General features: G+C 58.2%; 25 protein-coding genes and 5 pseudogenes. 19 read left to right on the forward strand and 11 right to left on the reverse strand.

Annotation, left to right across the window (positions count from 1 at the left end):
* Positions 1-35 precede the first annotated feature (35 nt).
* Positions 36-2069: an NADPH-dependent 2,4-dienoyl-CoA reductase gene (locus BM004_RS27840; RefSeq protein WP_093218442.1), complete on the reverse strand. Its 2034-nt coding sequence runs from the start codon at positions 2067-2069 to the stop codon at positions 36-38.
* 284 nt (positions 2070-2353) lie between these two features.
* Between BM004_RS27840 and BM004_RS27845 the strand changes: the two genes are divergently transcribed.
* A complete protein-coding gene (locus tag BM004_RS27845) occupies positions 2354-2893 on the forward strand; it encodes a MarR family winged helix-turn-helix transcriptional regulator (RefSeq protein WP_093218350.1) in 540 nt (179 codons plus the stop codon).
* A gap of 194 nt (positions 2894-3087) precedes the next feature.
* Here BM004_RS27845 and BM004_RS27850 read toward each other — a convergent pair whose 3' ends face one another.
* The 4 genes and pseudogenes from BM004_RS27850 to BM004_RS41820 form a co-directional block, all read right to left on the reverse strand.
* Positions 3088-4062 carry a quinone oxidoreductase family protein gene (locus BM004_RS27850; protein ID WP_093218351.1) on the reverse strand — a complete coding sequence of 325 codons (975 nt, stop codon included), beginning with the start codon at positions 4060-4062 and terminating at the stop codon, positions 3088-3090.
* 49 nt (positions 4063-4111) lie between these two features.
* Positions 4112-5353 (reverse strand): aminotransferase-like domain-containing protein, encoded by a 1242-nt coding sequence (locus tag BM004_RS27855; protein ID WP_093218353.1) that lies wholly within the window; start codon positions 5351-5353, stop codon positions 4112-4114.
* 190 nt (positions 5354-5543) lie between these two features.
* Positions 5544-6011 (reverse strand): annotated as a pseudogene (locus BM004_RS27860) (DUF6537 domain-containing protein); the annotation flags it as partial.
* A complete protein-coding gene (locus BM004_RS41820; protein ID WP_093334559.1) occupies positions 5960-6253 on the reverse strand; it encodes a hypothetical protein in 294 nt (97 codons plus the stop codon). The pseudogene BM004_RS27860 and the gene BM004_RS41820, both read right to left, overlap by 52 nt.
* A gap of 530 nt (positions 6254-6783) precedes the next feature.
* On the opposite strand from BM004_RS41820, the gene BM004_RS27870 reads away from it, so the two are divergent.
* Both BM004_RS27870 and BM004_RS27875 read left to right on the forward strand, forming a co-directional pair.
* Entirely contained in the window at positions 6784-7242 is a 459-nt protein-coding gene (locus BM004_RS27870; protein WP_218152737.1) for an Lrp/AsnC family transcriptional regulator, read from the forward strand.
* Between the two features lie 279 nt (positions 7243-7521).
* Positions 7522-8316, forward strand: coding sequence for a 3-hydroxyacyl-CoA dehydrogenase family protein (locus BM004_RS27875; protein WP_256220086.1), 795 nt, complete (start codon positions 7522-7524; stop codon positions 8314-8316).
* Here BM004_RS27875 and BM004_RS27880 read toward each other — a convergent pair.
* A pseudogene (locus tag BM004_RS27880) lies at positions 8211-8791 on the reverse strand (IS3 family transposase); the annotation flags it as partial. The gene BM004_RS27875 and the pseudogene BM004_RS27880 overlap by 106 nt on opposite strands.
* Positions 8792-9057: 266 nt before the next feature.
* On the opposite strand from BM004_RS27880, the gene BM004_RS27885 reads away from it, so the two are divergent.
* Genes BM004_RS27885 through BM004_RS27900 form a run of 4 tightly spaced genes read left to right on the forward strand, consistent with a single transcriptional unit; the run spans position 9058 to position 13010 of the window.
* Positions 9058-10281 (forward strand): CaiB/BaiF CoA transferase family protein, encoded by a 1224-nt coding sequence (locus BM004_RS27885; RefSeq protein WP_093218361.1) that lies wholly within the window; start codon positions 9058-9060, stop codon positions 10279-10281.
* A 10-nt stretch (positions 10282-10291) separates the two neighbouring features.
* Complete coding sequence (locus BM004_RS27890; RefSeq protein ID WP_093218362.1) at positions 10292-11227, forward strand: LysR family transcriptional regulator; 936 nt, start codon at positions 10292-10294, stop codon at positions 11225-11227.
* A gap of 24 nt (positions 11228-11251) precedes the next feature.
* On the forward strand, positions 11252-12208 hold the full coding sequence (locus tag BM004_RS27895) for a tripartite tricarboxylate transporter substrate binding protein (protein WP_093218364.1): 957 nt from the start codon (positions 11252-11254) through the stop codon (positions 12206-12208).
* Between the two features lie 16 nt (positions 12209-12224).
* Positions 12225-13010, forward strand: a complete 786-nt coding sequence (locus BM004_RS27900) for an enoyl-CoA hydratase/isomerase family protein (RefSeq protein WP_093218366.1) — start codon at positions 12225-12227, stop codon at positions 13008-13010.
* 364 nt (positions 13011-13374) lie between these two features.
* Here BM004_RS27900 and BM004_RS27905 read toward each other — a convergent pair whose 3' ends face one another.
* The gene (locus BM004_RS27905) at positions 13375-14169 is read right to left on the reverse strand and encodes an enoyl-CoA hydratase-related protein (RefSeq protein ID WP_093218367.1); all 795 of its coding nucleotides are present in this window, start codon (positions 14167-14169) and stop codon (positions 13375-13377) included.
* Positions 14170-14685: 516 nt separating this feature from the next.
* Entirely contained in the window at positions 14686-15165 is a 480-nt protein-coding gene (locus tag BM004_RS41575) for a hypothetical protein (RefSeq protein WP_143072533.1), read from the reverse strand.
* A gap of 148 nt (positions 15166-15313) precedes the next feature.
* On the opposite strand from BM004_RS41575, the gene BM004_RS27910 reads away from it, so the two are divergent.
* From BM004_RS27910 to BM004_RS40870, 4 genes and pseudogenes are all read left to right on the forward strand, one after another.
* Complete coding sequence (locus BM004_RS27910) at positions 15314-17332, forward strand: NADPH-dependent 2,4-dienoyl-CoA reductase (protein WP_093218369.1); 2019 nt, start codon at positions 15314-15316, stop codon at positions 17330-17332.
* 28 nt (positions 17333-17360) lie between these two features.
* Entirely contained in the window at positions 17361-18044 is a 684-nt protein-coding gene (locus BM004_RS27915) for an AMP-binding protein (RefSeq protein ID WP_093218370.1), read from the forward strand.
* Positions 17990-18193: pseudogene (locus BM004_RS27920) on the forward strand (integrase core domain-containing protein); the annotation flags it as partial. The gene BM004_RS27915 and the pseudogene BM004_RS27920, both read left to right, overlap by 55 nt.
* Before the next feature lie 156 nt (positions 18194-18349).
* Positions 18350-18733, forward strand: coding sequence for a hypothetical protein (locus BM004_RS40870; RefSeq protein ID WP_143072532.1), 384 nt, complete (start codon positions 18350-18352; stop codon positions 18731-18733).
* Positions 18734-19175: 442 nt separating this feature from the next.
* Here the strand turns inward: BM004_RS40870 and BM004_RS27925 are convergent, their stop codons facing one another.
* Positions 19176-19715, reverse strand: a complete 540-nt coding sequence (locus BM004_RS27925) for a hypothetical protein (RefSeq protein WP_093218372.1) — start codon at positions 19713-19715, stop codon at positions 19176-19178.
* Between the two features lie 121 nt (positions 19716-19836).
* Between BM004_RS27925 and BM004_RS27930 the strand changes: the two genes are divergently transcribed.
* The 4 genes and pseudogenes from BM004_RS27930 to BM004_RS27935 form a co-directional block, all read left to right on the forward strand.
* On the forward strand, positions 19837-20463 hold the full coding sequence (locus BM004_RS27930; RefSeq protein WP_093218373.1) for an SGNH/GDSL hydrolase family protein: 627 nt from the start codon (positions 19837-19839) through the stop codon (positions 20461-20463).
* A gap of 187 nt (positions 20464-20650) precedes the next feature.
* A complete protein-coding gene (locus BM004_RS42095; protein ID WP_256220081.1) occupies positions 20651-20776 on the forward strand; it encodes a hypothetical protein in 126 nt (41 codons plus the stop codon).
* A 262-nt stretch (positions 20777-21038) separates the two neighbouring features.
* Positions 21039-21194, forward strand: a pseudogene (locus BM004_RS42100) (metallophosphoesterase); the annotation flags it as partial.
* Positions 21176-21415: pseudogene (locus BM004_RS27935) on the forward strand (OB-fold nucleic acid binding domain-containing protein); the annotation flags it as partial. The pseudogenes BM004_RS42100 and BM004_RS27935, both read left to right, overlap by 19 nt.
* Positions 21416-21454: 39 nt before the next feature.
* Here the strand turns inward: BM004_RS27935 and BM004_RS27940 are convergent.
* Positions 21455-22186 carry a hypothetical protein gene (locus BM004_RS27940; protein ID WP_143072531.1) on the reverse strand — a complete coding sequence of 244 codons (732 nt, stop codon included), beginning with the start codon at positions 22184-22186 and terminating at the stop codon, positions 21455-21457.
* A 618-nt stretch (positions 22187-22804) separates the two neighbouring features.
* Here BM004_RS27940 and BM004_RS40880 point away from each other — a divergent pair.
* The 4 genes from BM004_RS40880 to BM004_RS27960 all read left to right on the forward strand — a co-directional run bounded on the left by BM004_RS40880 (position 22805) and on the right by BM004_RS27960 (position 26552).
* Positions 22805-23905 (forward strand): hypothetical protein, encoded by a 1101-nt coding sequence (locus tag BM004_RS40880; protein WP_143072530.1) that lies wholly within the window; start codon positions 22805-22807, stop codon positions 23903-23905.
* A gap of 194 nt (positions 23906-24099) precedes the next feature.
* Positions 24100-24795 carry a hypothetical protein gene (locus BM004_RS27950; RefSeq protein WP_143072529.1) on the forward strand — a complete coding sequence of 232 codons (696 nt, stop codon included), beginning with the start codon at positions 24100-24102 and terminating at the stop codon, positions 24793-24795.
* Between the two features lie 315 nt (positions 24796-25110).
* On the forward strand, positions 25111-26349 hold the full coding sequence (locus tag BM004_RS27955) for an HNH endonuclease (RefSeq protein WP_093218379.1): 1239 nt from the start codon (positions 25111-25113) through the stop codon (positions 26347-26349).
* Entirely contained in the window at positions 26346-26552 is a 207-nt protein-coding gene (locus BM004_RS27960; RefSeq protein WP_093218381.1) for a hypothetical protein, read from the forward strand. Before BM004_RS27955 ends, BM004_RS27960 begins: the two co-directional genes overlap by 4 nt.
* Positions 26553-26579: 27 nt before the next feature.
* Here BM004_RS27960 and BM004_RS27965 read toward each other — a convergent pair whose 3' ends face one another.
* Positions 26580-26864, reverse strand: coding sequence for an excalibur calcium-binding domain-containing protein (locus BM004_RS27965; protein ID WP_093218382.1), 285 nt, complete (start codon positions 26862-26864; stop codon positions 26580-26582).
* Positions 26865-26898 lie beyond the last annotated feature (34 nt).

Here is a 26898-nt window from a genome sequence, read left to right on the forward strand (position 1 = left end):
TTTTCTAGGTTTCCGAGTGGTTCGAGTTGGGCAGGTCAGAGCGAAACGGCAAGGCGCGTCGCTTGATCGATGGCTCGCAGTGCGTCCAGTTCAGCGGCGACATCGGCACCGCCAATCACGTGTGCGCTCACCCCCCGCTGACTCAGCTCATTGAAAAGTTGACGGTTCGACAGCTGACCGGCGCACAGCACCACGTTGTCCACATCCACCACTCGCTGTTCACCGTTGACCGTGATGTGCAGACCGGCATCGTCGATGGCGTCATAAGTGGCACCTGCAGTCATCGTGACTTCGGCCTTGCGCAACTTGGCCTTGAGGATCCACCCCGTGGACTTTCCGAGGTTCTTGCCCAGCGACTCCGGTTTGCGCTGGAACATGTGAACGGTGCGTGCCGGCACCTCGTGTGTGGTCGGTGTCTTCAAGCCTCCCGGGCTTGCCATTGATTCATCGACACCCCAGGCATCCATGAAGTGCCGCGGATCGAGCGATTCCTCATGACTCCCCACAAGGTACTCGGCCACATCGAAGCCAATCCCACCGGCGCCGATGATCGCCACCTTCTTTCCGACCTTGGCACCACCACCCAGCACGTCCAGGTAGCTCAGTACTTTTGAATGGTCGAGTCCTTTGATCTCTGGCTGGCGAGGCAACACACCCGTGGCCAGAACAACCTCATCAAATTCACCCGTCCTGACACGCTGGGCCAGGTTCTCGGCATCGACCTTGGTGCCCAAGTGCACCGTGACCTTCGCGCGCTCCAGGGCTACACGGAAATGGCGCAGCATTTCGTTGAATTCGTTTTTTCCCGGCACCTTCTTTGCCAGGTTCAACTGACCACCGAGCTCCGGCCCAGCCTCGAACAGCGTGACCTGATGACCACGTCGTCCGGCGTTGAGGGCAAACGACATGCCGGCCGGTCCGCCACCGACAACCGCAAAGCGTTTCGGTGCCGTGGTCTCACCATCTTCAAATTCGATCTCTCGGCCAGCCCGGGGATTGACGAGGCAGGTTGCCGTGCGATCTGTAAAGATGCGGTCCAGGCAGGCTTGATTGCAGGCGATGCAGGTGTTGATCTCTTCGGGCATGCCCAGGCGAGTCTTCTTCGCGAAGTCCGGATCGGCCAGCAGGGGGCGAGCCATCGAGACAAGGTCAGCAGCCCCGGAAGCGATGATCTGCTCAGCGATCTCGGGGGTGTTGATCCGGTTGCTCGCCATCACCGGAATCGACACCGCCTGCTTTACATTGCGGACCGCCTCCACCCAGGCTGCGCGCGGCACCGGCGCAGCCATCGTCGGCACCGACGACTCATGCCAACCGATCCCCGTGTTGATCATGTCTGCACCTGCGCGCTCGACCCTGCGCGCAAACTCGGCCACCTCCGTCCCGGTCATGCCACCATCCATCAGGTCGATCGCCGAGATGCGGTAGATCACCATGAAGTTGGCACCGACTCGCGCCCGCACAGATTTGACGATTTCGAGCGGGAAGCGAATGCGGTTATCGAAGCTGCCACCGAATTCGTCGTCTCGCTGGTTGGTCAACCCGGCGGTGAATTCATTGATGAGGTAGCCCTCAGACCCCATGATCTCAACACCCGCGTATCCACCCTCCTCGGCCAGCACCGCCGTGTTTGCGAAGCTATTCACCGTGACCCACACCTCGTCAGTAGACAAAGGCCGCGGCGGGTACACATTGATGCGGGCCTTCCCCTCAGACGGCGACACGCAGTTGGCAACCTTGGCGTAGCGGCCCGCATGCAGGATCTGCAACACGATCCGACCGCCGGCCTGGTTGACAGTCCCGGTGATCAACCGGTGCTCGTCAAGTTGCTCAGGCGCGTCGAGCACCAGGCCGCCTTCATCCATCACACCCTCAGGCACGGGGGAGTAGCCACCCGTCAGGATGAGTCCGATCTCTCCCTTGGCACGCGCTGCGTAGAACGCCGCCAGGCGTTCCTGCGGCCGGTCCAAGGTCTCCAAACGGGTATGCATGGCGCCCATCACCATGCGATTCGGAAGCTCAACGCCTCCAACGCGCAGCGGGCTCAACAGGTGGGGGTAGGAAGTCATGGCATTCATGCATGCGTTGTCGAAGTGCTTGAATGGTGCCAATCCCTGGATATTACGTCAAGTACTTGATATATAGTTTTCGAAGCACTAGGGTAAACACTTGCGCGGAGGATGCTTTTTCAGTGATTTTCATAGGCAGTCCTCAGAATCAACCAGACAATCTCTGGGATCATCACCTCTTGCACTCGATAAACTAGATCATACACTTGACATATTTGTAAAACTGATCAACTCTCTCAGCGGAATCAAAATGAGGTATCAGGTACGATCTTTTTTCCCTTTACATGGACCAGAGAAATCTCGTGACTTTTCCCAGTGAACCCACGTACGAGCAGTCGGTTTCCGCCATCCACAACCGGCTGTTCTTCCGGCTGTTCCAGACCGGAAACACACTTGACCGCCAGGCCACCAAAGAACTGGGTATCTCACCGGTGCACTGGGCGGTTCTGGGTGCGCTGTCGCGCCCACAGGTGATCACTGGCATGTCGTTCTCAGACCTTGTGGAATATCTTTTCGTGAGTCGGCAAAGCCTGGACGGCCTCTTGAAGCGGCTGGAACGGGATGGCCATGTGCTCCGCGTTGCGGACACGACTGACCGACGCGTCAAGAAGGTGGTGTTGACCCCAGAAGGCAAAAAAGCCTGGAACGAGCTGCAACCCAAGATCTACGAGTTCTACACACAGGCCCTGGATGGCTTCCGGTTCGATGACAAGGTCACACTCGTGCACTTCCTGAATCGCCTCAACGAAGGCATGCGAGACGTTTCGCTCGGAGCGATTGACCAAACTCCGGCAGTTAACGAAATGGCCAAAAGCGGCGTGTGAGCGCACTCAAAACCGGACCGATCACCGAGGCGTTACGCAAGTGGAAGGCGCACGGATGAATGCTTCATTGGGCAGGATGTTGGATTCCATCGATCTCTGACCCGATTAACAACCGACCCAGAATGGGCCTGGGCGTACGATCTCCCTTGGCGATATATCGAGAGTTCCTGGTTCGATCACTCTGGCGCAGGGCCTCAGGGAACCAACACGAGGCAACCGGCCGTACGACGGCTTTCGAGTTCTCGGTGGGCATCCGCCGCATCACTCAGCGCGAACCGCTTGATCGGCGGCGCCTTCACGCCGCCATCCTTGAGCGCACCGAAAAACTCCGCGGCCATCGCGTCGCGCTTGGCTTCGGTAGACGCGTAGTGCGGCATCATCGGCCGCGTAGCAAACAGCGATCCGCGCTTGGCCAGCTCAAGCATGCTGAACGGCTCGACGGGCCCAGAGGCGTTGCCATAACTGACGAACATGCCCCGAGGCCTTAGGCAATCCAGCGAGCCCATCGCGGTGGTCTTGCCGACCCCGTCATAGACGACATCGCAAAGCTCTCCCTTGGTGATGTCCTTGACACGGTCTGCGAAGCTCTCACGGGAGTACACGATGACGTGACGGCAACCATTGGCGAGAGCCACTTCGACTTTGTCATCAGACCCGACCGTTCCGATCACGGTAGCCCCCAGATAGGAACCCCACTGCGACAGAAGCGTGCCGACGCCTCCTGCGGCCGCATGGACCAACATGACCGTGTCCGGAACCACCTTGAAGGTTTGACGCAGCAGCATGTGCGCCGTCAGCCCCTTCATCGTCAAGGCCGCCGCAACTTCGTCGCTGACCCACTCAGGCACCTTGAAGGCTGCATCCGAAGCGATCACGCGTTCGGAGGCGTATCCGCCACCGCCCATCGTGGAGTAGCTCACCCGATCCCCCACCTGGAAACCGGTAACCTCCGTCCCGACCGACAGCACTTCGCCCGCGGCTTCCTGACCCAGGATGAAAGGCAGCGTGACCGGATAGAGGCCGGAGCGGAAATAGGTGTCGATGAAGTTCACACCGCATCGGGTTTGGCGAATCCTCAGTTCTTTTGGCCCCGGATCTCCGACGTTCCGCTGCTCGAATTTCAGGACCTCGGGTCCGCCATGGGCGTGGATGCTGACAACGTGCGCCATCGATGTTCTCCTGGTAAGTGTTTTCAAGGGGGATTCCCCAGTGCGAATGTCAGGCGCGTTGGCCCAACAACGTCCGCACTGCCTCAGCAAGGCGGCGCACCCCTTCGGCGAGCCGCTCGGACGAATTCGCGGTGAAGTTCAGCCGCAGAGCACTGTGGTTCTTTCTCCAGGGATCGAACACGCTGCTCGGTCCCACGAGAACGCCCGCTTCGGTGCCCACCGAGACAAGGCGATCGGTATCCAACGAAGCATCGCGTGCCCTGGCCCACACAAACATGCCGCCGACAGGCACCTCCCAATCGAACCACTCGGCCAAATGGTCTGACATAGCCGAGCAAAGCGCGTTGCGCCGCTCTCGGTAGAGCTCAACCATGCGCGGGGCAAGCCTGTCGAGGAGCCCCATCTCCATGGCCGAGAGGACAATCCGCTGGTTGAGCCCGCTGGAACACAGATCCGTCCCCTGCTTCGCGGCAGTCAGGGTCTGGATGACCTCAGGCGCAGCGATCACCCAGCCGATACGCAGGCCGGGAGCGAGCTCTTTGGAAACACTCCCCAAATGAAGGACAGGGCCATCGTAGAACTGGGCCGACGAACACCGGCTCGACAGTTCGATCATGCTGGGCAAGCGCTCCCCCTCGTACTGCAGGGTGCAGTAGGGATCGTCCTCGACCAGCCAGACACCGCTCCGATGCGTGGCATCGACAAGCGCCTCGCGCATGGCCATCCCCACCAGCTTTCCCGTCGGGTTGGAAAAGTTCGGCACGGCGTAGGCAAACTGTGCTCCGGCCAAGCTTGAACCCGAATCGAAAGCGCCATCGTCCAGGACGAGATCGCGGTACATCGGCTCCCGCGGCCTCCATGCGTCCATCGCCCCGACGTAGCTGGGAAACTGCGTCGCGATCACTCCGCCGGGCTCCACCAGAATCTTGCCCACGAGGTCCAACGCCTGGGTACCGCTGGAAGTCAGCAAGACATTCTCTCGTCGCAGGCGGAGAGCGTGCGAGCTGTACCGCGACGCGATCGCATCGCGCAGTTCCGGCAGGCCGTCCGTCGGTATATAGCTCAGACAATCCTGCGGATACCGCAGGATCACCTCGCGGGCAATCGAAGCCAATTCTTCGGCCGGAAGCAGCGTCGGCTCAGGCAACCCGCCAGCAAGATTGATCAACCCAGGAATTCGCCCTGCCGCGACGAAACGGGCAGTCAGATCATTCCTCGTCGCCAGCCACGAAGCGAATCGTGGCGCTGCAACGGGTGCTTCTAAGGGGCGAAGTTCCCTTTGTTCCTTCATAAAGACCTTTCTTGAATGCCCCGCTAACGTTTCGGCAAGGCGTGCGTTCAATTCGACGACTGATGCTGCGACTTGGGCCCGCGGTGTCTCGGCCCGCCCATCCCGAAGATATTGGTTGTGAGGCTTGTTTCGGAGTGAGAGGCGGGAGCAAGGCATTTGGCTGGTTGCACGCCCGGGTATCTCAACCCATTTACGCCGCCTGTTTCTGCTCTACTACGCCGCGCCACTGGCTTAGCAGCGAGGACCGCTTCACACGCGCCGCCGCAAGGTGGCGAACCTTCACATGTCCGAATCCTCGGATGCCTTCCGGCACCCTGGCAATCTCGACCGCAAGCGGCAGCCTTTTCGATGACAGATCCACCAGCAACCCTTCGATGCAAACGCGGTACTCGCTGATCAGGGCCCGCTCAGTCTTGCGCTCTTCCGTCCGACCAAACGGGTCCAGGGCGGTGCCGCGCAGCCACTTGAGCCTTGTGAGCAGGGCAAAAGCCCACCGCATCCAAGGCCCGTAGGGCTTCTTGAGCAGTTCCCCTTTCTCGTTCGTCTTGGCAAGCAGCGGCGGAGCCAGGTGATGGACGACCCTCACGTCTCCCTCGAACATGTCGGTCAATTTTCTCGTGAACGTCGTATCGGTGTGCAGGCGCGCGACTTCATACTCACCGACGCGGAGGACTCGACCACTTCCTGGATCGTCTTCATCCCCATCCACACGCCTGAGAAACGGCTCATGGCGATCCTCGCATCGTGCCACCCTCGCTCCTCGGTGTATCGGATCGTCGCCATGTGATCCGAAAAAACCCGGCCGAACCCAGGGGTCTGAAGTTGCCGTGCCCGCTCCTCAGGCTCCGCGGGCTCCGCACACGCCTCGACCGCAAAGGCCGGGGACAAATCGTCGTTCATGGGTATCTCCAAGCAATGTTTCGGGATTCGAACGAGCCGAAATCCCGCTATCAAGCAGGGAGATCTTAGAAACTATCGTGCGCAATTTGGAGCCAAAGTAACCAGTCTTATTTGGAATACTGGAATAATATTCCAATATTTTCTGTTTTTGAAGCATTCATGACCACCTAGTCCAAATCGCTTTGGAAGTGCGCCTCTTTAAGCGGCCCACACGTCAAGCGATGCACTTGCCGGGCACAAAGGCAACCCACTAACCTCAACAGCTGGAACAATACTGCCGCTGGATAGCAAACACCGCGGCCCCGGATCACGCGCTCCAATACGGGGGCGATCTTGTCGGCATGTCCTCTGCCATCTATCTGAATGCCACAGCGCTCGATAGCACCTGCTAACGCACACACCTGGCTCTGCAGGACGCCAACGAAAGGCCTATCGATCCATTCTATGTATCCACACCCCGGGTCTGGCAATGGACGCGCCTTTGCGAACCAAAACCCCAAAAACTACGGATTTCAAGCAACACCATGCCAATTGAACTTGACACGATAGACCGGCGAATTCTGCTGGTACTGCAGCGTGACGGCCGCATCCAGAACACTGATCTCGCGCGCGAGGTCGGGCTTTCCCCATCGCCTTGCCTACGCCGCGTGCGGATCCTCGAAGAAGCAGGGGTCATCAGTCGCTACGTCGCAGTGATTGACCCCGCCAAAGTAGGGGTAGGCCAAACCTTCTTCATCCGGATCTGGTTGCAGGCACAGGACGAGAAGACCGTGCAACGCTTCGCTGATGCGATGGCCGGGTTGCCCCAGGTCGTTGAGTGCTATCTGATGCTGGGCGACTGCGACGCTCTGGTGCGCGTCGTAGCGAGGGACATCGAGGACTACAGACGCTTCCAGAGTAAGAATCTGACCCGCGACATCGGCATTCAGAACATGAAAACCGACGTGCCGACGCAGACAGTTAAACAGTCGTATGCGCTCCCCCTATAGACGCCTGCGAGTCCACACAAAACTTCTTCGGCACGCCGCCGTCAACATTTGATTCGGCGTCGTGCCATAGCTGCCGACCAGGGGGCGCCATTTCCACGCGTGCGAGATCGCTCTCTGGATCCCATGGCTGTCCATGCCGAGGTGGATGCCCAACGTGCCAAGCTGACAATGCGCCAGAGGTTACAACCTGCCTATAGCACGTTGCTCGACGCGCTTGCTGCGTCGGCGTTGCCGTTCGAGGAGGGCCTGCAGAAGGAGCGCGAGCTCTTCCTCGGCCTGATGCCGACCACCGCCGCACGCGCGCTGCGCTACCAGTTCAAGGCCGAGCGCGACGCAAGCAAGCTGCCCGAAAAATGGCAGGCACCGCCGCGCCCGGTGCGTACAGTTGCGGTGGTCGGTGCCGGCACGATGGGGGCGGGAATCGCGATTGCCGCGCTTGACGTTGGCCTGTCCGTTCTGCTGCTGGAACAAGATGGCGCCGCACTCGAGCGCGGCCGCGAGCGCGTCACTGGGCACTATCAGGGACGCGTGGCGGCGGGCAAGATGGCGGCTGAGAAGGCGGCCGATAACCTGGCGCGCCTGACTCCCACTGTGGAGTGGAGGCAGCTGCAGGGGGCCGATTTGGTGATCGAAGCGGTGTTCGAGGACCCCGCCGTCAAGCAGGCGGTGTTTCGCCAGATCGGCGCCCACGCACGGCCCGGCGCAGTGCTCGCGACCAATACGTCCTATCTGGACGTCGATGCGATCGCGGCGGCAACGTCGCGTCCGCAAGACGTGGTGGGCATGCACTTTTTCAGTCCGGCCAATGTGATGAAGCTGCTCGAGGTGGTTCGTGGCAGCCTGACGGAGGCTAACGTCGTCGCCACCGGCATGGCATTGGGTTCCGTACTCAAGAAGATGCCTGTGCTGACCGGCAATGCCTTTGGCTTCATTGGCAATCGGATCTACAACGCCTGCTGCAGCGGCTGCTTGAGCAGATGGTGCAGCTTGCGTGCGCCCAACCGGGGCTGGCGCAAGCGCACCTCCCGAACGAGCTCGATCACCGTGTCGGCGCGCGCACAGCGCTGCTGCTGATGCTGCAACTGCTGGTAGTAGGCTTGGCGGCTGACGCCCCAATGGCGGCAAGCCCTCGTCACGCTCAGCCCCGGGAGGAGCTCTTGCGTGAGGACTTGCCCGAAGGCTTTTTTACGATGCGCACCCCGTAGTCCTTCTTCAGGACGTTGATCACCGCTTCGAACAGCTGAGCCTTCTCATTGGCATCGCGAAGCTGGACTTCGAGGGCCTTGATCTTTTGCTCGGGGGTCAGTGGTGCAGTGGGTGCAGATGAGGATTTCTTGATCGGTACTGGCATGGGCAGCCCAGATGATGCCCAACCCCAGCTCTGGCGGCCATGCTTGCGCAGCCACACCAGCACCGTCGAGCGGCCCTGGATGCCGTAGCGCGCCTGAGCCTGCTTGTACGTGAGCTCGCCTTTTTCTACCTGATCGACCACCGACAGCTTAAAAGCCAGCGTGTAGTCCCGCTGCGTGCGTTTGACGCCTGATTCCATTGACTTGCCTTTTCTTGAGGGAAAAGGCGTCAACCCAGATCAGGACGGGTCAACCGCATGAAAAAAGCCGCCGGCCCGAAAGGGCCGGCGGCTTTTTCGCTCCCCTTGAACCATGGAAGGCAGCCTTGACGCAGTGGAGGGTTAACAGAGTACTTCCCCGTTGCGCGCCAAATCATCCATACCTAGCCGCGATACCCATATCAAAAGATTCTATCCACCAACAGGTTCGACCCATCTAAAGTATGGATTCAACGCCAACGGAAATTATGAAATCCCTACCGCTTTCTGGAATCAAAGTTTTAGACTTGACGCGGGCCTTGTCAGGGCCATTCTGCACGATGATCCTCGCCGATTTAGGTGCCGATGTGATCAAGGTTGAACCGGCTCCGCACGGAGACATGATTCGCCAATGGGGACCATTCAAGGACGGGGAGAGTATTTACTACCTGTCCGGCAACAGGAACAAGCGAAGCTTGGCGCTTAATTTTCGAGACCCCTCGTGCAAGGAGACTTTGTTGAAAATGATCGAGAGCTCCGATGTGGTCGTCGAAAACTTTCGGCCCGGGGTTGTCGAGAATATTGGCATCAGTGAGCAAATCGCGCGGGCTATCAATCCGAGATTAATCTGGACAAGCATCACTGGCTACGGATCGAAGGGGCCGAAGGCAACGTGGCCTGGGTTCGATCAGATTGCGCAAGGGGAAGCCGGATTCATGAGCTTTACTGGAACGCCAAGTTCCGGGCCTCAAAGAGTTGGAGTCGCCATCGGCGACCTTACGTCAGGCATGTGGGCAGCACTTGGAGTCATTGCTGCTCTCTACCAGCGAAGTTCCACCGGCTCGGGGCAACGGGTCGAAACCTCGTTGCTCGAAAGTCTGGTTGGTTTGCTGAGCGTGCAGGGACAGCGGTATTTGTCTGCTGGCGAGGTCCCGCAACTCTCGGGAAACGTACATCCCGTGATCTCACCTTATGGAGCGTTTCAAGCAAAGGATGGATTGCTTAATATCGGAGCAGCAACCCAACAGCAGTGGGAGAAGTTGGCCCGACTCCTTTCGTTGGAGCCCTTAATTAAGGACGATAAATTTCTAGATAACGCAGCAAGAATCACCAACAGGAACGAGTTAAAGACGCTCATTGAAGACCGTCTCGACCAGAAACAGCGGGCAGAGTGGATTCCCGATATGGTCGCACTTGGCATACCCGCTGGAGCGATCAATGACATACAGGCCGTGTTTGAGGACGAGCAAGTTAAAGCAACTGGAATTATTGAAGAAATTCACCACCCCGTGCTTGGGAAGATTCGTCAGGTTGGATCGCCGATACGAATGGACGCTTTGAAAGCTGGCAGCATTCACCGCGCTCCGCCTATTCTTGGGCAACATAGCGAAGAGATTCTCGGCGAGTTTGGCTATACAGCCGGTGAAATCGAACACCTGCTTCGTAGCGGCGCAATCGTGCAGTCAGACGTCGATGCCGTTGTGAGTACTTAGGCTAGATCACATGGAGCTTCGCCAACTACGATATTTTATTGCCATTGTCGAGTGTGGCTCTCTCACTCGCGCGGCTGCTCAAGTGAACATTGTGCAACCCGCTCTAAGTAGGCAGATTTCGATGTTGGAAGAAGAGCTCAATACATCGCTTCTTGCACGGAGTGCGCGCGGCGTAGCGCCGACAGAATCCGGCATGGCGCTATTTCGTCACGCAAGGCGAATTATTCAGCTGGCGGACAACACAAAAGAAGCGCTCAAGGATTCGGACCTTGTGGTTTCAGGAAGAGTTAGGCTCGGAATGCCGTCAAGCATTGCGATGGCGATAGCGCCGACGTTAATAGGAAGTTTGAAGGCGCAATTTCCTCAAATCGCGCTAGAGATCCACGAAGCACCTAGCATATTGCTAGCGTCCAATCTATCGAACAATAAAATTGATATCGGGATTTTGGTTGACGAGCCGATAATGCCCGGTTTGCAATATACCTCATTGCTGGAAGAAAGATTGTGCTTTGTGCAGTCGAAGTCCAAGCCCTTGATTAAATGTGGTCCTCTCATGGCTGCGAACAGCCTGGTCGGGATTCCTTTCTACCTGCCGACCCAGGCAACTACCCTCAGAGTCGCGATCGACGACCTCTTTCGTCGACTAGGAAGCAAGCCGGTAGTCTATGCGGAGGCGAGTTCTATCAATACGCTTCTGAACCTGGTCGTTGAAGGGGATGCCGCTACCTTGTTGGTTCCCTCCGCTTTCACGAGTCAGTGGGCCAGAAGGGCAATTAGTTGGGCCCTCATTGAGCCGGCGGTTATTCGCCGCGTCCATGTGGCGACCTCCGTCATGAATGAACTATCTATGGCTGCGACGACGGTGAAAGGTGCCATAGCCCTAGTAACAGAGCAACTCATAAATGCAAAGAAATGGCCTGAAGCCAACAGCATTGTGAAGCCGTAAATTCCCTGAACCAATGGAGACAATATGAATATTCTAGGAAAAATTATTGCAGTCGCCGCATGTGGCGCATTTTCTTGTGCTGCGATGTCGCAGCAAACACAGCCGATTCGTTTGGTTGTAACGTTCGCGGCCGGTGGCGGCACGGACTCAGTCGCGCGACGCTTAAATGTGGCGCTCGGGGAAAAGTTGGGCCGCTCAGTAATTGTGGAGAATCGACCTGGTGCAGGAGGCAGTGTAGCAACTGACTTTGTTGCTAAAAGCGCAGCCGATGGCAATACAATCTTATTGACGACGTCCTCGCATAGCATCAACCAAGCTCTATACCCAAAGCTGCCATTCGATACTCAACGTGATCTGAGGGGCGTGACGTATATCGGGACGGTTCCCCAGGTGCTGGCGGTACATCCGGGTAGCCCGGTGAAATCCCTTAAGGACTTTTTGCAGGCGTGTCGGCAGGATCCAAAATTATGTCTTTATGGTTCGGGAGGCATTGGAGTACCTGGACATTTGGCGGGCGAGGTGCTTGCCTCTGCCGCGGCAATTCAACTTGTGCATGTGCCTTACCGGGGGGCAGCTCCTGCCATTACAGATGTAGCTGGAGGACAAGTGCCCGCAATGTTCGGAACATTGAGTGCAGTTCTTCCGCAAATTCAGTCCGGTAGGCTCCGAGCTCTTGCTGTCACTTCTTCCAAGCGGCTCCCGGTTTTGCCGAATGTTGAGACAATTGCCGAGACATTTCCTGAATATATGGAAGACACATGGTTTGGCACGTTTGTCCCACGCAACACCCCTGACGCTTTGGTTGAAAAGATCCACCAAGCAACGCTTGCAGCGCTGAAAGAGCCGTCAGTGAAGGCAAGTCTCGATGCACAGACGGTTCAAGTAGTCGGAAGCGGTCCAGAGGAACTTGATAAAATTGTCGCCCGCGAGATCGTTTCCGTAAGCAAAGTGATCAAAAGTCGAGGCATCCGGCCTGAATAAATCGATTAAACCATTTATGAGCAAAAGTATTCACAGTAATGGTGCAGTGGGGAGTGAAGACGACCCATCACTCTCTATCTCTGGGGGCATTGCAACGATTAGTTTCAATCGACCGAGCAAGAAGAACTGCCTGCGTGTGTCAGATATCAAAATCCTCCGCGACATGCTTTCGAAGATAAACGAAAGCGGTGCAGTTCAAGCTGTTATTTTGCGCTCGCATGGGGATGTCTTTTGCTCCGGCTTCGATATTGGATCGTTGATTAATCTCAGTGAGAGCTCAAATCCGACAGACGATTTTGGATTTGCCTCTCTATGCGATGAGATTGAGAATCTGGCTCCGATCACGGTTGCGGTGATGCATGCCCCAGTGCTTGGCGGCGGAGTCGATATTGGATTGTCGTGCGATTTTCGTATTGGCACTGAAGCAGTATATGCACAAGTTCCTGCAGCCCGGCTTGGGATTTCTTACTACGGTTCTGGCTTGGCGCGGTACGTCTCCCGAACAGGACTTGATGCAGCTAAGAAACTTTTTTTATTAGGCGAGCGCATGGACTTTGACCTACTGAAGCTTAATGGTTACTTAACGCATCAGTGTGCTTCGGATGATCTGCAAAGCGTTGTCGACCGCGTTTGCGATCAGGTGCAGTCGAATTCTTTGATGGCGCTTCGCACAATGAAGACGTTCCTCAACGCTGCTGCTCACGCCAAACTCAATATCGACGATGCAAATAGAGCGTTTAGTGCCTCCATCAGGAGCGACGAAGTGGCTGTGTCGACAGCTCGGTTCTTGCGAATGCGGTAGCCAATTTGGGGTGCAAATCCGGTTGGTTTTTTCGCCGCCACGACACGGAACCGCCTCGTTGTCACTGTTTCGAGATGCCATGACTGCTTCGCGTTACGGCGCTGTGGCATCTTGTCGCGCTCGGATCCCATTTGAGAGCAACGGTGCCTACACAGGCAATCTAAGCTTATTGGATTCTGACAAAGCTGCAATGGGCGCCTTGTCCATCGCTCGACCGCTTGGGGCTTGTTTGGCGGCCATGTCGTGTTCGCCGGCCGAGATGAACATCTCGTTGCCGGTGAGTTTGTAGCTGCCGTAGCGGCCGGTAGCGGTACCGTGCGCGGGAACACGCCGCAGTCTCGCTCCCCTTGCCTCGTGATGGAGGTCACCGCCCCTGAAAGCTGGGAGGGCGCTTGTCAATGAAGGCCTGCACGCCTTCGCGATAGTCCGCGCTCCACCCCATTTCCCGGACAAAGCTCACTTCCATGGACAGCTGCTGCTCCAACGTATGCCCGCGGGCCGCTGCCACCAATTCTCGCGTCCGTACCAGCGCCTTCGTCGGCATGTTTGCCACTCGGCTCGCCAGTTGCTCGACTGCAGATGCAAAGTCGGCGTCGTCGTAGACCTCCCAGATAAGGCCCCAATCAGCCGCCTTGCTTGCATGCAGTTTGTCTGCCAGGTAAGTCAGCCCGATCGCACGGCTCGCACCGACCTTCTGTGTCAGGAACCAAGAGCCGCCCGTATCAGGGGTCAGCCCGATCTTGGAGAACGCTTGCAGGAAATAGGCCGAGCGGGCGGCCACGACGAGGTCACAGGCAAGCGCGAGTGATGCCCCACCTCCTGCCGCGAGACCGTTGACCGCTGCAATGGTCGGCACTTTGAGCGTCTGCAAGCGCAGGACCAGTGGCTTGTAGTGCCGCTCAACCACTTTGCCCACATCCGGCAGCTTGCCCTCGGCTTCCCGCATTGCAGGATCCGCAAGATCCTGGCCGGCGCAAAAGGCTCTTCCGACACCAGTGAGGACCAGCACGCGCACTTGAGGATTGTCTTCAACGGCGCCAAGCGCCTGCGCCAGCTCGACGAGAGTCTCCTCGTTCAGGCTATTCAACTTTTCAGGGCGGGTTAGGACGATGCGTGCCACCGCACCTTGAATCGCCAGTTCGATATTCGAGAAATTCATGTCAAATCTCCAGTTCGGTTCCTACTTGGGCGTCCGTTCCGCTAAACGCTGGCAACGCCTAGGATGGCGAGCCGCAACCTCCCGACCAGCGCCTTGGCCCAATACCGAGCGGCTAGTGACTGTCGCGCGAAAAGGCGGAGGCGACTCCGAAGCTCAGAGGCCACCAGGCGGACCAAGCCATGATGCTCGATGTAGGCCAGTTACGTCAAGTAGTTGATAGACAATCCGCTGGAGTCAAGGGGCGAGCAGACTGGCGAGTACGTCGCGGAGCTATCGAATCGCTTCGCCCTCAGGGCTTCCTTCATGCCAGCGCCTCCGGATAGCGCCGCCCGGCAACCGCACAGGCCCAGCAATCAGATTGCTGGGCCCGCGCCGCCGGATGGCAGACGCGCCCGGTTCTGGTCAATAGAGACCCGCTTGTTCCGAGGACGCTCCATACCCCCGACAGGGTGGAGCACAGGCAGCCCAACCCGGCGGATCGTCCCCTGGGGGCAAGACCAATTCGACCAAGGATGCTCACAGCTGCTCGTAGCATCGATGACTCAAGCGCTCGGTCATTGCAAATACCTGCGTCCGCGGCTTGCCCTTGCTAGATCCTCCTTCGAATGACCCCGGCGACGCTGTTTGCGTGGGGCGGGTGTGCACTCGCAAGCTGATCATCGGCAATGACTGGATGGTCATACTGATCGTCGGGGCCGATCTATCCTCAATCCGCTCAGCTAAGGCTCCGAAGCGCAGGCGCACCAGCGGATTTGGCCGTTTCAAGCTGGCCTTCAGCTCTGGAAGAAACAGCAGTTGGCTTTTCCGACATCTATACCTTGAACATCGTCGGCGGAGGCGGTCGGCGAGCTTCACGCCTTCTGCCTGGTCCGCGATTGCGGCAGCAGTCACCTCCATTTGTTGCCGGCTGTTTGAAGCGGACCCTTGGGCGCCACCCTGCGCTCCGATGGACTTCGGAGCATCCTTCATCAGCGCAATTGCCGGCCACTGCATCATCGCCGTGATATTTATACGAGCCGGATCACTTTAGTTTTTAGGGTTTACCGGAAGCTCTTGCAACTTTCCTATCAACATCTTGACATGTTTTGGAGGGTCAGCCAAGATGAGTGGAACTGATCCACACAGCCGTCTTATCAGCATCGCCATGACGACATACCCGCACCTGTTAAGCCCTCTCAAAATCGGGCGCGCCACCGTCCCGAATCGTATGGTCATGGGCGCCATGCATACCCGACTGGAAACGCTGGATCGCCCTCACGAGCGACTCGCAGCTTTTTACGCAGCGCGGGCACGCGGGGAGATTGGTCTGATCCTCACCGGCGGCTACTCGCCAGTCCCCGAGGGGGTCATGGACGAAGGCGGCCTAGTGCTGAACCACCGGGATCAACTCGCCGAGCACCGACTCATCACCTCAGCAGTGAAGAACGCTGGAGGTCAGATCGTGTTGCAGATCCTGCACGCCGGTCGCTACGCTAAGGTAGCTGAGTGTGTCTCCCCCTCTCCGGGTAAAGCGCGCATTAACGTGTTCCCGCCTCGCCCACTCAGCACAGCAGAAGTTTGGTCAACCATCGAAAGCTTCGCGATTACTTCTGCCCTGGCCCAGGAGGCCGGATACGCGGGCGTAGAGATCATGGGCTCCGAGGGCTACCTGATCAATGAATTCACAGCTGCCATCACAAACCAGCGTGACGACGAATTCGGCGGATCATTCGAAGGCCGAATTCGTTTCCCTATTGAGATCGTCAGGGAGGTGCGCGCCCGAGTCAATCCAGAATTCATGGTTATCTACCGTATCTCCTCGATCGACCTGATGGAAGGAGGGATGACCGGGAGGGAAATCGCTGAGTTCGCCCGTCAGGTGGAACAGGCGGGCGCGGACATGATCAACACAGGGGTTGGCTGGCACGAGTCGTCAGTACCGACAATCGCAGCATCCGTTCCGCGTGCAGCTTGGGGAGATGCCGTCCGCAATATTAAGCAAGCCGTGTCAATTCCGGTCATGGCTTCCAATCGCATCAACGCGCCCGAGGTGGCCGAACAACTCATCGCGACCGGGAGCGCCGACCTCGTTTCGATGGCTCGCCCGCTCTTGGCAGATCCGGATTTCGCCAAGAAGACGCGTCTGGGCAAGGCCGATGAAATCAATACCTGCATTGCCTGCAACCAAGCTTGCTTGGACCGAATTTTCACCGACCGCATAGCCACATGCCTGGTCAATCCACGGGCGGGTCGCGAGATCGAGTTCGACGACGGGCTGTCCAATCGTCCGCGCCGCGTCGCTGTGATCGGCGGCGGGCCTGCCGGCATGGCATTCGCGGTCAACGCCGCCCAGCGCGGTCACCAGGTCACGCTCTTCGAGGCGGGCCAAGAGCTTGGAGGGCAACTCAACATGGCCCGGCAAGTCCCGGGCAAGAACGAGTTCAACGAGATGCTGCGCTACTTCCGAGTTTCGCTGCAGCGAGCCGGTTCTGTGGTGCGGCTTAACACGCGCATCACGCCCGCGGAACTTGCCGAAGGCCATTTTGACGAGATTGTGATTGCCACGGGCGTCAGCCCCCGCACGCCAGAGATTCCAGGTATCAACCATCCGAAAGTGCTGAGCTACGTTGATGTCCTCACCAAGCGCGTCCAGGTCGGCCAACGCGTCGCCATCATCGGCGCGGGTGGAATCGGTTTCGACGTCGCGGAATTCCTGGTTGGTGATGCTCAAGAATCGCTGAGCACGACTGCGTTCATGAGCGCTTGGGGCGTGGATACCTCCATCAAGAGTCCCGGCGGCTTGGCGCCCGCCGCTTCCCATCCTCCGCGCCGCACCATCCACATGTTCCAGCGGAAGTCGGAGTCCCTCGGCAAGAACTTGGGCAAGTCCACCGGTTGGATTCTCAAAGCCAAGTTGCGCAAAGCAGGCGTTGCGATGACTGGTGGCGCGACCTATGACGCAATCGACGATGTCGGACTTCACTACACCGTCAACGGCGAGCGGCGGGTGGCCGAGGTCGATCATGTGATCCTGTGCGCAGGACAGAACTCCAATCGCGAGTTGTACGACGCGCTTCAACAGCGGGGCGTAACCACGCACTTGATAGGCGGCGCTGACGTTGCGACCGAACTAGATGCACTGCGCGCAATCGACCAGGCCACGCGCTTGGCCGTTTCCTTCTGATGGATGCACCCAGAGCGTGGGGACCGGTATGAGCAAGTTTGACCTGGACCTGGAGAAGAATCCTGCCAACTACCAGCCATTGACGCCGCTCCGGCTGCTTGATCGTGCTGCAGACGTATTCCCCCACCGGACCGCAGTCATTCATGGAAGCCGGCGCTACTCTTGGTCCGAGTATGCCGATCGCTGCCGCAGGCTCGCCCGGGCCCTGGTCGCCGCCGGCATCGAACGAGGTGACACGGTCGCGATCCTTGCCTCCAACATCCCTGCGATGCTAGAGGCGCAGTTTGGCGTGCCGCTTTCGGGCGCCGTTCTCAACTGCATCAACATTCGTTTGGACGCCATAGCCATCGCATTCATCCTGCAGCACTCTGAGACGCGCGTTATGCTGGTTGACCAGCAGTTCGCTGACGTCGCTCGCGAAGCCGTAGAGTTGTCGGGCATGCGCATCGATGTAGTCGACATCGAAGACGACGAAGTGCCCGGCGAAGCGGCGGCGGGCCAGATCGAATACGAAACCTTCCTCGCCAATGCGCCCTCGGACGCACACTTGAGCTATCCCGAGGACGAATGGGATGCCATTGCATTGAACTACACGTCCGGCACGACCGGCAACCCGAAAGGCGTGGTCTACCACCACCGTGGCGCCTACTTGAATGCACCTTCAAACGCGACTACGTGGCACGTATGGACCTGCGGGATGCGCAGACCGTGATGGCGCAGTTGCCAGCGGCCTTCGAGCACTTCAACAAGGTACATCCGCACTCATCGCTGAAAATGCGCTCGCCTCGGGAGTTCAGGCGGCAGCAGGCCGCACAGGTGCGCCAGGAACCATCGATGGACCAGGCGCTTTATTGCGACTAGGACCGGGTCGGAGTACGGGGGCAACATCACGCGGACGCGTGTCATGTGGTCAAGATCGTGGTCCGCCTTTGTCCAGGCGCGTTCCGATACTCCCGCATTCCGCCCGTGTTGCACGCTACGCATGCCTGCTCTGCGGTGATGGGTCCTGAGCGTTGCTTGGCGCTGGAGGTGCTGCGACGGCTGCCCGTCAGCTTCTTCCAAAACCCTGTGCACCAGCTTGCGCGCTGCCGACAGGCTGCGCGTCAACGACCCTTCAGTGACCACATAGCCCAAGCCATCAAACACGGCGTGCACCGCAACAGCATTGGCTGGACCGGGACCGAAGGAGCTCGAGCTGGGCTTGCGGACAGTTTCAAGGCATTTTTTGTCGCGCTGGAAGAGGCGAGCGGACGTAACTATGGGTCTCTGCCCCATGGTTTCGAGCTGACGGACCGTAGTGTGGCAAGCCTGCTGAGCTGCGCGCTGGGACTGGATCCCGACCAGGTTGTTGACTCAAGCTATGTGAAACGGCTTCGGCAGCGTCAACGTGAACGAGCCTGACACCCAAGAGCGTGACCGTGCATCGCGTACGGGCAGCATGCAGAGCCATCCCGAGGTCCTGTTCTGGTGCGCTAGGCAGCCGAACAGTCCGGAAAACCATTTTCCGTTGCTTTTTTGCAACAATTGGGATCCAGCCGGGTGGGCCAACCGTCTTGTTTGCGGGAGCCCAACCTTGTCCGATGGATTTGCAGCCCGTGCGTGTTCGATCCTATCGTTGAAAGCCGCTGGACGAGCGGAAACAAAAACGGCGAGCTCAAGGCTCGCCGTTACAGGATCGGCAGGAAGAGTTCAGGCCGCTCTAACGCGCAGCGGCTTTGCGTAGCGAACAGCCGTCGAACGCGGACGAGTACGAAGCTCCCCCGTGGCGACAGCTTCCCGTGCAGCCTGAAGCGCACGCGACATGCTGGCCTGCTTGAGACCTAGCACTTCGCTGTAGATGTCATTACGTTCTCTGGTACGCATGGCAAGTTCCTGTGAGAGGCAGTATAGCAGCGATCTGAAAGTGAGGCTGTTTCGCCAGCTTGTCGAATATCCGGCTGTATAGGCGGCCCAGCTTCGCGGATGCCGGGAGGTAGAGGAACTGTTCGACGTCCGGAGCCTCGTCAATGTACATCTGCATCACGTCACCCAGGATTTCAGCGAACTGGAAGATCTGGAAAGCTGCAGGGAGATGCCAGTCTGCGGGTTTGAAGTGATCTTGCTCGGCGTCTGCACGGCAGAACTTGATCAGGCGAGAATCTTGGGAAGGGATAAAACCCTGGACATCCACCGTTTCCAGCATTTGGCTAAGGAATTCGGGATCGTCACCAGCCTCAGCATGCGGCGACAAAAACAGGAACCAGAAATCAAGGCCGGCGAAGCGTACGGGCACGATCTCTCTGTTTGGGCCAATCTCGACCAAGTCTCCGATCCATGCGTCATCGCTTTGTGGCGCAGTCGCGAACAGTTTTTGTCGCAGGCCATCTTCCAACCAAGCAGCCAAAATTTCTCCAAATTGCAACCAAAATTAGACCACGAAGGAGAGGCGGCGCTGCTCGCGTCACCCACGCTTTTCATGCCTAATCGTGAGCTGATTTGAAAAATCTACGCAGTGAATCCTAGGTATGCCCCATCTCGTTCTGCTCGGTGACTCCGTCTTCGACAACGGCCCCTACGTTCCGCTCGGTCACGACGTGGGCCATCAGCTGCGTGAATGCTTGCCCGATCACTGGGGCCTCGACGTGCTGGCAGAGGACGGCGCGACGACCACGGACATTGAAAGACAGTTGGATGGCATGCCCAAGGGGGCAACGCATCTACTTTTGAGCGTTGGAGGAAACGATGCCTTGCTGAGGGCTGACATCCTTGCTTCGCCCGTCGATTCGTCGCAGGAAGCGTTTCAGCTCTTGTGTGAGGCGGCGCAAGCATTCGGATCGAACTACAAGCGGGTGCTTCGTCAGTGTCTTCGCTTCGATCTTCCGATGGCAATCTGCACGATCTATGAGGGCAGTTTTGACAATCAAAGCGTGCGTCAGACCACTTCGGCGGCCCTGACGGCCTTCAATGATGTGATCTACCGAGCTGCTGTGGAAAAGAAGCTGCCAGTTCTGGAGCTTCGCGCCGTGTGCAATCAAGCCCAGGACTTCGTGAGATCGATCGAGCCATCTGCGGTGGGCGGAATGAAGATTGCAAAGACAGTCGCGCGCGCTGCGGTGACCGATTTTCGCTCTGGCGCTAGCGTGTTGCTTTGAGTCGCGCACTGGGAACTGCAGGTACGCGCGCGGTTTGCTGGCATTTCTGAAGCCTTGCCACGCGACCGCGAGGTGCGGCGATTCTCTCTCGGTAGCTGATCCGCAAGCGAACGCCGCCTTCTGATCAGCTAGTGTTCCTTCCTTGGGGAGCAGCGTGTCTGGTTGATGGGCAACCTGGAAACCCGGCTTGGGCGAAGTCGCCGATTTGGCGATCTGCGGCATGGCGGTCGCCACGACCGTGGTCTCGAGAGCGACCATGGCCATCAAGGCCATGACTGCGATGACGACGAGCGGGCGGCTCGTGGTTGTGTGAATCGGCATGTTCGCCTAGAGACAATCCGAATAGGAGCAGGACCACACTTCCGTCAGCCGGCACCGACCGGCAGGCCACGCTTTATACGCAGCTGAACCGCTATAGAACGTCACCGAAGCATCTTTGGCCATGCGCGGCGCGAGGTGCCGGACCAGATATGTGGGCCCCCAGAATTTAGATGCAAGCATCCGCGCGATTTCGCCGTCGTCCAGCTCGAGGAACGGCTTGAAGACGAGGTCTGCGGCAGTGGTAACGAGATGGGGTGCATGGCCACACACATCAGCGCTTCGACTATCAAGTCCGCTCCTGCCGAGTGGTGTGCAATCCCCGTGGCTATGTGAACTGGAGCGGCAGGATCGAGAACAAGGCGTTCGATCCTGGGCTGGTCATTCAGGTGAAGAGACGGCCAAGGGGGTGATCTTCGTATCGCTGGAGGACGACGAGACGGGCACGGTGCAGGTCATCGCGTGGAAGACCATCAAGAAAGCCCAGCGGCATGAGTTCCTGAACTCGCGGCTCATGGCCGTGCACGGGACCTGGCAACGTGATGGGGAGCTGCGCAGTCTTGTGGCGTCTCGGCTTGAGGACCTGACACCGCTGCTTGGGCGGCTGTCGACCGTGAGCCGGGATTTCCATTGAGTGTCAGCAGCCACGAAAGATGTGGGCGCGGAACGGTCGTCAGTCTGGCCAAACACGCCTGTTCAGGTCACGCACACGCGAGACCTGCGCCGTGTACAAATCAGCCCAGGATGCCGTTCCCGACTGCAGGCGCATCCACTTGCGCGTTGGCAACAGCTCTACAGATCCGCACTGATCTTTGATGAGCCGACGAGTGGCCGACGCCGCGTGTCCAGCGAGAACATCTTGCTCGAAAAGCTGTAGAAAAAAGAAGAGTGGACCGAAACTCACGATGCGAAGCATGTACACCTCGTTCGGTTGCCCGTAGGAGATCCGCATGATGAACGGGTTGCTCAGTTTCTCTCCATCCACTTCAAGAGGCGACGGAGCCGCCAGGTAACTAACGATTGCGACTTCCGAGGACTTTGGCCGGATTCCCTTTCCCAGCATGTATGGGATGTACTTGGAAAACAGGGATGAATGCGCGCCGTCAGTGCGCGAAGAGTTGAACGAAATTTTCAGCAACCATCGCGCGAGTTGGTCGAAGTCGTAAGTCAACTCGAGGTCGCGCTTCTTGTAGTCGGCAACCAAAATGCCCGATGACTCAAGAGTTTCTTTCCCATAGGAGTCCAGATCTCCAAGCACCTTGTTGTTGCACGTCGCACACACATCTCGAACCTTGGCCTCTCCCGCGATCATTTTCTGGCTGACTTCATTCCACCCTAGGACTTTGCTGCCGAGCTTCTTCTGAAAATCGTAGATGAAAGAAGGAATGACATGCTCGCGCGTCATGGTCCCTTCGCAGCCGCAATAAGCGCAGGTTGTCATACGGTAAATCCATGTGAGTATCGAGTCGAAACGACGATCGTACTTTCATACGCCGTGCTCAAGTGAAGGGATCGGCATTACCCACCGGCCTAAGCCATCAGACCCGAGTCCATACGGCAATGCCGACCTCTAACAGCGCGGCGCCTACAGCGCGAGTCATCGTCGTTTGCAGCATGCATTTCTCGCTGTCCCCGCGACACCAGACCATGTTCCTCGAGGGCCTGGACCTGATCGATGCTGGTCTTGGGCAATGCACCGGGCGAGCCACTCGACGATCCGCCAGCGATGCGTATTCGCGTCAACGGCGTCCTCGCGGGTGGGCAGAGTGCTGCGGGGCTGTTGCCGCTAGTTCAGGGGGCCACGGTCACGGATTCCGCATCGCGTCAGTAGTCTTCCTCGTCATGGCGATGTTGCTCACGCCAAGTCTCATCGAGACCGCCGAAGGCCTCGGAATATATCGCGGTAAGGCCCGCCTAGCCTGCCTTGGAGAAGGTCAGCTCGCCTGGCAGTTCAACACGTGGCTGGTGTACGGGCGATCGTTGACAATCTGTTGTTGGCGATGAATCCACCTGAGAGCCGTTTATGTACTCGCTGCGCTATCAATCAGAAGATGGACAGGCTCCGCTGCAACTCGTCCCCGCAGCAGGCCGTTACTTTGACGTCGAGCCGCTTCCTCATTCGGCGCTCTCCGGCTACACCCATTCCGAAGCCACGTTTCCGCTGACGCTGACGAACGCCACGATTGTGGGCGCCGACACGCCGTCGGGGCATCGCCACACCGTCTCAATGCACATCCGTTCCGAGGCCGGCGAGCCTCTCTATGGCTTGGTCGAATCAGGCTGGATTCCATTTCCCTTCATGAGCGGGGACGTGGCTCTTCTCGACCGCAATGTGGTGAGCAAGATTGAGAATCTGCAGCCAGGACAGCCGAGGTCCGAGGGAGCACACCCGCGCCCCGAGTTTGATCTCTCCTTTGTCGGAAAGATGGTGAGTCCACTTCCGTACGTCCTTGAGGGCCGGTTTCGGAAGCCACAGACTCGAGGCGAGTTGCATGCTTCTCTGGCTCAGGGAACAAAGGCACTGCGCCGCGTTTTGCCAGCCGCACAAGTTCAGCCTATTGATGCCAGACGCCTCAAAGGATTGCACGGCTTACTTGATGATAAGAAGCGATTTCAAGCAAGGGCGGCGCCGTTCCTCAGGGAGATTTGCCCAAGCGTTGCGCAGCCTGCGGGAGCCCGTCAGCAGGTGGAGGTCGAACTAAAAGTACTTCGTCTTGCAAGGGAACGAAGCATCTCGCCCACTTCGCCCGTGGTATTGGCGGTGCTGAGTTGCCTGTACGACAACGTTGCACGACCGCTTCACAAGAAGATTCTGAAGCCCGGGCGAGCGGTATTGAAGCCCAAGCCGGAGTACTCTGAAGGTGATGCCTACGCCGCCCTCTCCGACTTGCTGTTCTTGGAGTTGCTCGTTTCAATGAAAGGCAATGGGCTGGCACAAAGGCCTGTGTTTTACACCCATGACCTCGGTCTTGCCGCGTTCTGGAGCGCTCTTGATCCGCGTGACTTCTCTGGCAATGGCCAGCAAGGGGCGACCGGCAGGTTTTCCTTGAGCCCGGCGCTTCTGCCAGCGCTTGACGAGGAGCAATGCGCCGCGCTGCTCGCCAGGCTGGAGCGTCAGGTTTGAAAGTTTGCTGCAAGACGACAGCATGCGCATGATGTCGTACCGGTATCCCAGCACTTCCACAAACTGATCCTCACCACCTGAAACTTTTATAGACATGGAGGACCATGATGGGAAACAGTTTTCGGTATGACCCGCTAATAGATGACCTACCATTCGAAGCTGAGATCAACTGGGTCAAGCGGCAAAGTGGCCGAGTGAACATCGATCCGCGACTGCTCGACCATCTGGATCGATCAATCTACAGGTATGCCACGCAGCCGGAAACCGCGACGTTGGTTGACCGCGACGAATGGTGGTTCGACCGTCCAATTTTCTGGAAGGACAAATACGAACGTCACATCGCCGCCAGATTGTTCGACGTTGGCGGTGCGTTCAACGACATGGGGGTATACGCCAAATGCTTCACCTTCGAGTACACGTCCGAGCCCATGTGGAGGCTCAATACTGACCGTATTCGGCTGGCGTTTACCTTGGGAGATCTTATCGATCGGCTCGCCGTCGCGACCGGCACAGATGGCGGCGCACTGCCAAAGCTCTATATAGGTCGTGCGCGCTACATGGGGCCGCGGAAGATCCGGAACGCGATTGACGGTATGCGCGAGGGTGAACCGGCGTTCAAGTCTCGACTCGCGGCAGCTGCCCTCTTGATGAAAAGGATCGGATTTCACTATGAGAACGAGATCCGCGCGTGCTTCATTTACGAGCCCGGCACACCAAGGCCCCACCATCTTGAGATCAAGATTGATGCCCCGATCACCGCCATGCTCATTGATCCGTATATGGGGCCGGACAAATCCCCGGCACTTATTGGGAAGTACAGGGCACTTCGCTACGAAATTGATCAGTCGAAGTTCGACCTTGATCCGAGTTTCCATGACCAACCGGATTGAATGCGTAGCGCTTCCGGAAACGAAATCTGCAACAAGCGGCACGCTTCTTCCGCAGAATCCATGGCTCATTTTTCTCATCTTTATTTGCGAGTTTCGCGATCTCCTACAGAGGCCTGACGAGTGTCTCGCCCGCGCACAGGCCTTCGCGCAAATCTCCGACTTGCGCCTTGATCAGTGCAGGCTAGCAACCTTAGCGCGGCCAGGTGGTGAACGGCGCGCGCTGATCGACGATATGGCTGCGCACGTCGCGCACGTCGCGCACGTCGCGCACGTCGCGCATGCGGCGCTGCCCCTGGCGCCTGCGGCGCGGAACCCATGACCTTGACTGAGGCAACCTGCATCTACTGCAGCAAGGCCAAGCCCTTCACGGACGAGCATGTCTTTCCGGCTGGGATGGGCGGGGATGACCACAGCTACATCCTCAGAAAACTGGTCTGCGGAGACTGCAACACGAACGTGTTCTCCCCGTTGGAGGCGCAGCTCATGCGCAACTCTCCGTACGCACTTGCGCGGCTTCACCAGCAGCCCACAAGCCGTGTTCGAGGAAACAAACCCGGGCCGCCTGAGTTCGCGCATGACCGCTGTGAAATGGTCGACAAGGATGGACACGTCTCGGAAGCACAACTGGTCGTCGGGGGGAAGCCAATGACCCTGTCGCAGATTCAAATACTGGACGGCCAAGTGAAGCTTGTGGGCAACGACGACGCGCGCATCACAGCATTCTTGGCAGAGCTTCCAACGCTGCTTGGCAACACCGCCAGGGTCATCGTGAAGATCCCCACGGCGGAAGGGGCGGAGTTCGACGTGACAGAGTACGCTTGGGACGGTCACGACTACCAAGAGAAGGGCAAAACGCTGAGCCCCAAACCGCCTCTCGGCATCTGGTTGGATTCTCTTGCAGGATCAAAGGGGCAAGCGATAGGCTGGCCTCGCATCTACAAGCGCCATCATGGTCAGATCGTCTTGCGCGTCATGGAACCTGCCGACGCCGCGTCGTTCCTCTCCGGTACAAAGCGCACGCTGCCGACGCTCGCAGCAAGCCCATTTCCAGTCGCTCGATACGTTGAGAACCCAGTCATCAGGGTCGGCATGAAGGCTGACCCACAGAAGATCTTCAGAGCAATGGCCAAGATTGGTGTGAATTTCGCTTGCCACGAGTATGGTGACCAGACCGTACGGTCGTCCGCGTTTGACTCCATCCGCGGGGTCATCATGAACGGCGGCGAAGGCGTACCGCTCGCGGACATGACCCATGTACAGGCGATGTTTTCAGTCGATAAGAGACTCGTGCATGTCGTAGTGCTCTTCCCTCAGCCCATCGAGGGTGGGCACTCTCTGGCTGTTCTGATTCGCTTGTACGGAGGCGGAATCCAGATGTTCTTAATTGCAGAATCGGTGAGTCTTCCATCGGAAACGACCCCGGTGGTGTTCACTGTGCATTACCTCGAGAACAAGATCGAACGCCTTAGCTTCTCGAGCTACGTGCACTACCTCACCGTGCAGATGCGACTGGCAGGGACCGACGCTGGCGATCCGAAGGCGCCAAATGCATGACCCACGACGACAAAAGCCGGCGCGACAAGCGCACGGGCAGTATGGCGCCGGACTTCGTCTGCGCAGAACACCTCGACAACGGAGCCATGATCCATCGGTGCATGACCACGACTGCGAGTCAGCAAAATGCCGAGCTTGAGCCGTTCGATGCCATCAGGCGCGAAGTCAGCTCGATCGGCCCCGTGGTCGCCACTCCCGGTTGAGCAGAGCTTGTCGGCACGGTTGGTTGACTAAGGTTTGCACCACTGCTGTTCGCAGGGCACGCCGTCATTATTTCCGTCCATCTTCACGCCAGGACAGTTCTTCAAGAAGTAGGTTGCCTCTTGGCACGAAGTCATTTGCGAACAGTACTTGCGACCGTCGCAAGTGAATGCGGCCGAAGGCTGCGGCGTCGAAGTGAAACCGAATGGCTCTGAGGAGGTCGGATGGGCCTGAGTCATTCGCTTCGCTTGATAATGCTCATAGCCCTTCCAAGCGCCAAAAAACAAGGCGGCGATCACCAGTAACCTGAACATTTCTCTCCTCCAGCATCTCGTGCGCGTGGTTACA

Source organism: Variovorax sp. OK212, assembly GCF_900112425.1.
GTDB lineage: Bacteria > Pseudomonadota > Gammaproteobacteria > Burkholderiales > Burkholderiaceae_C > Variovorax.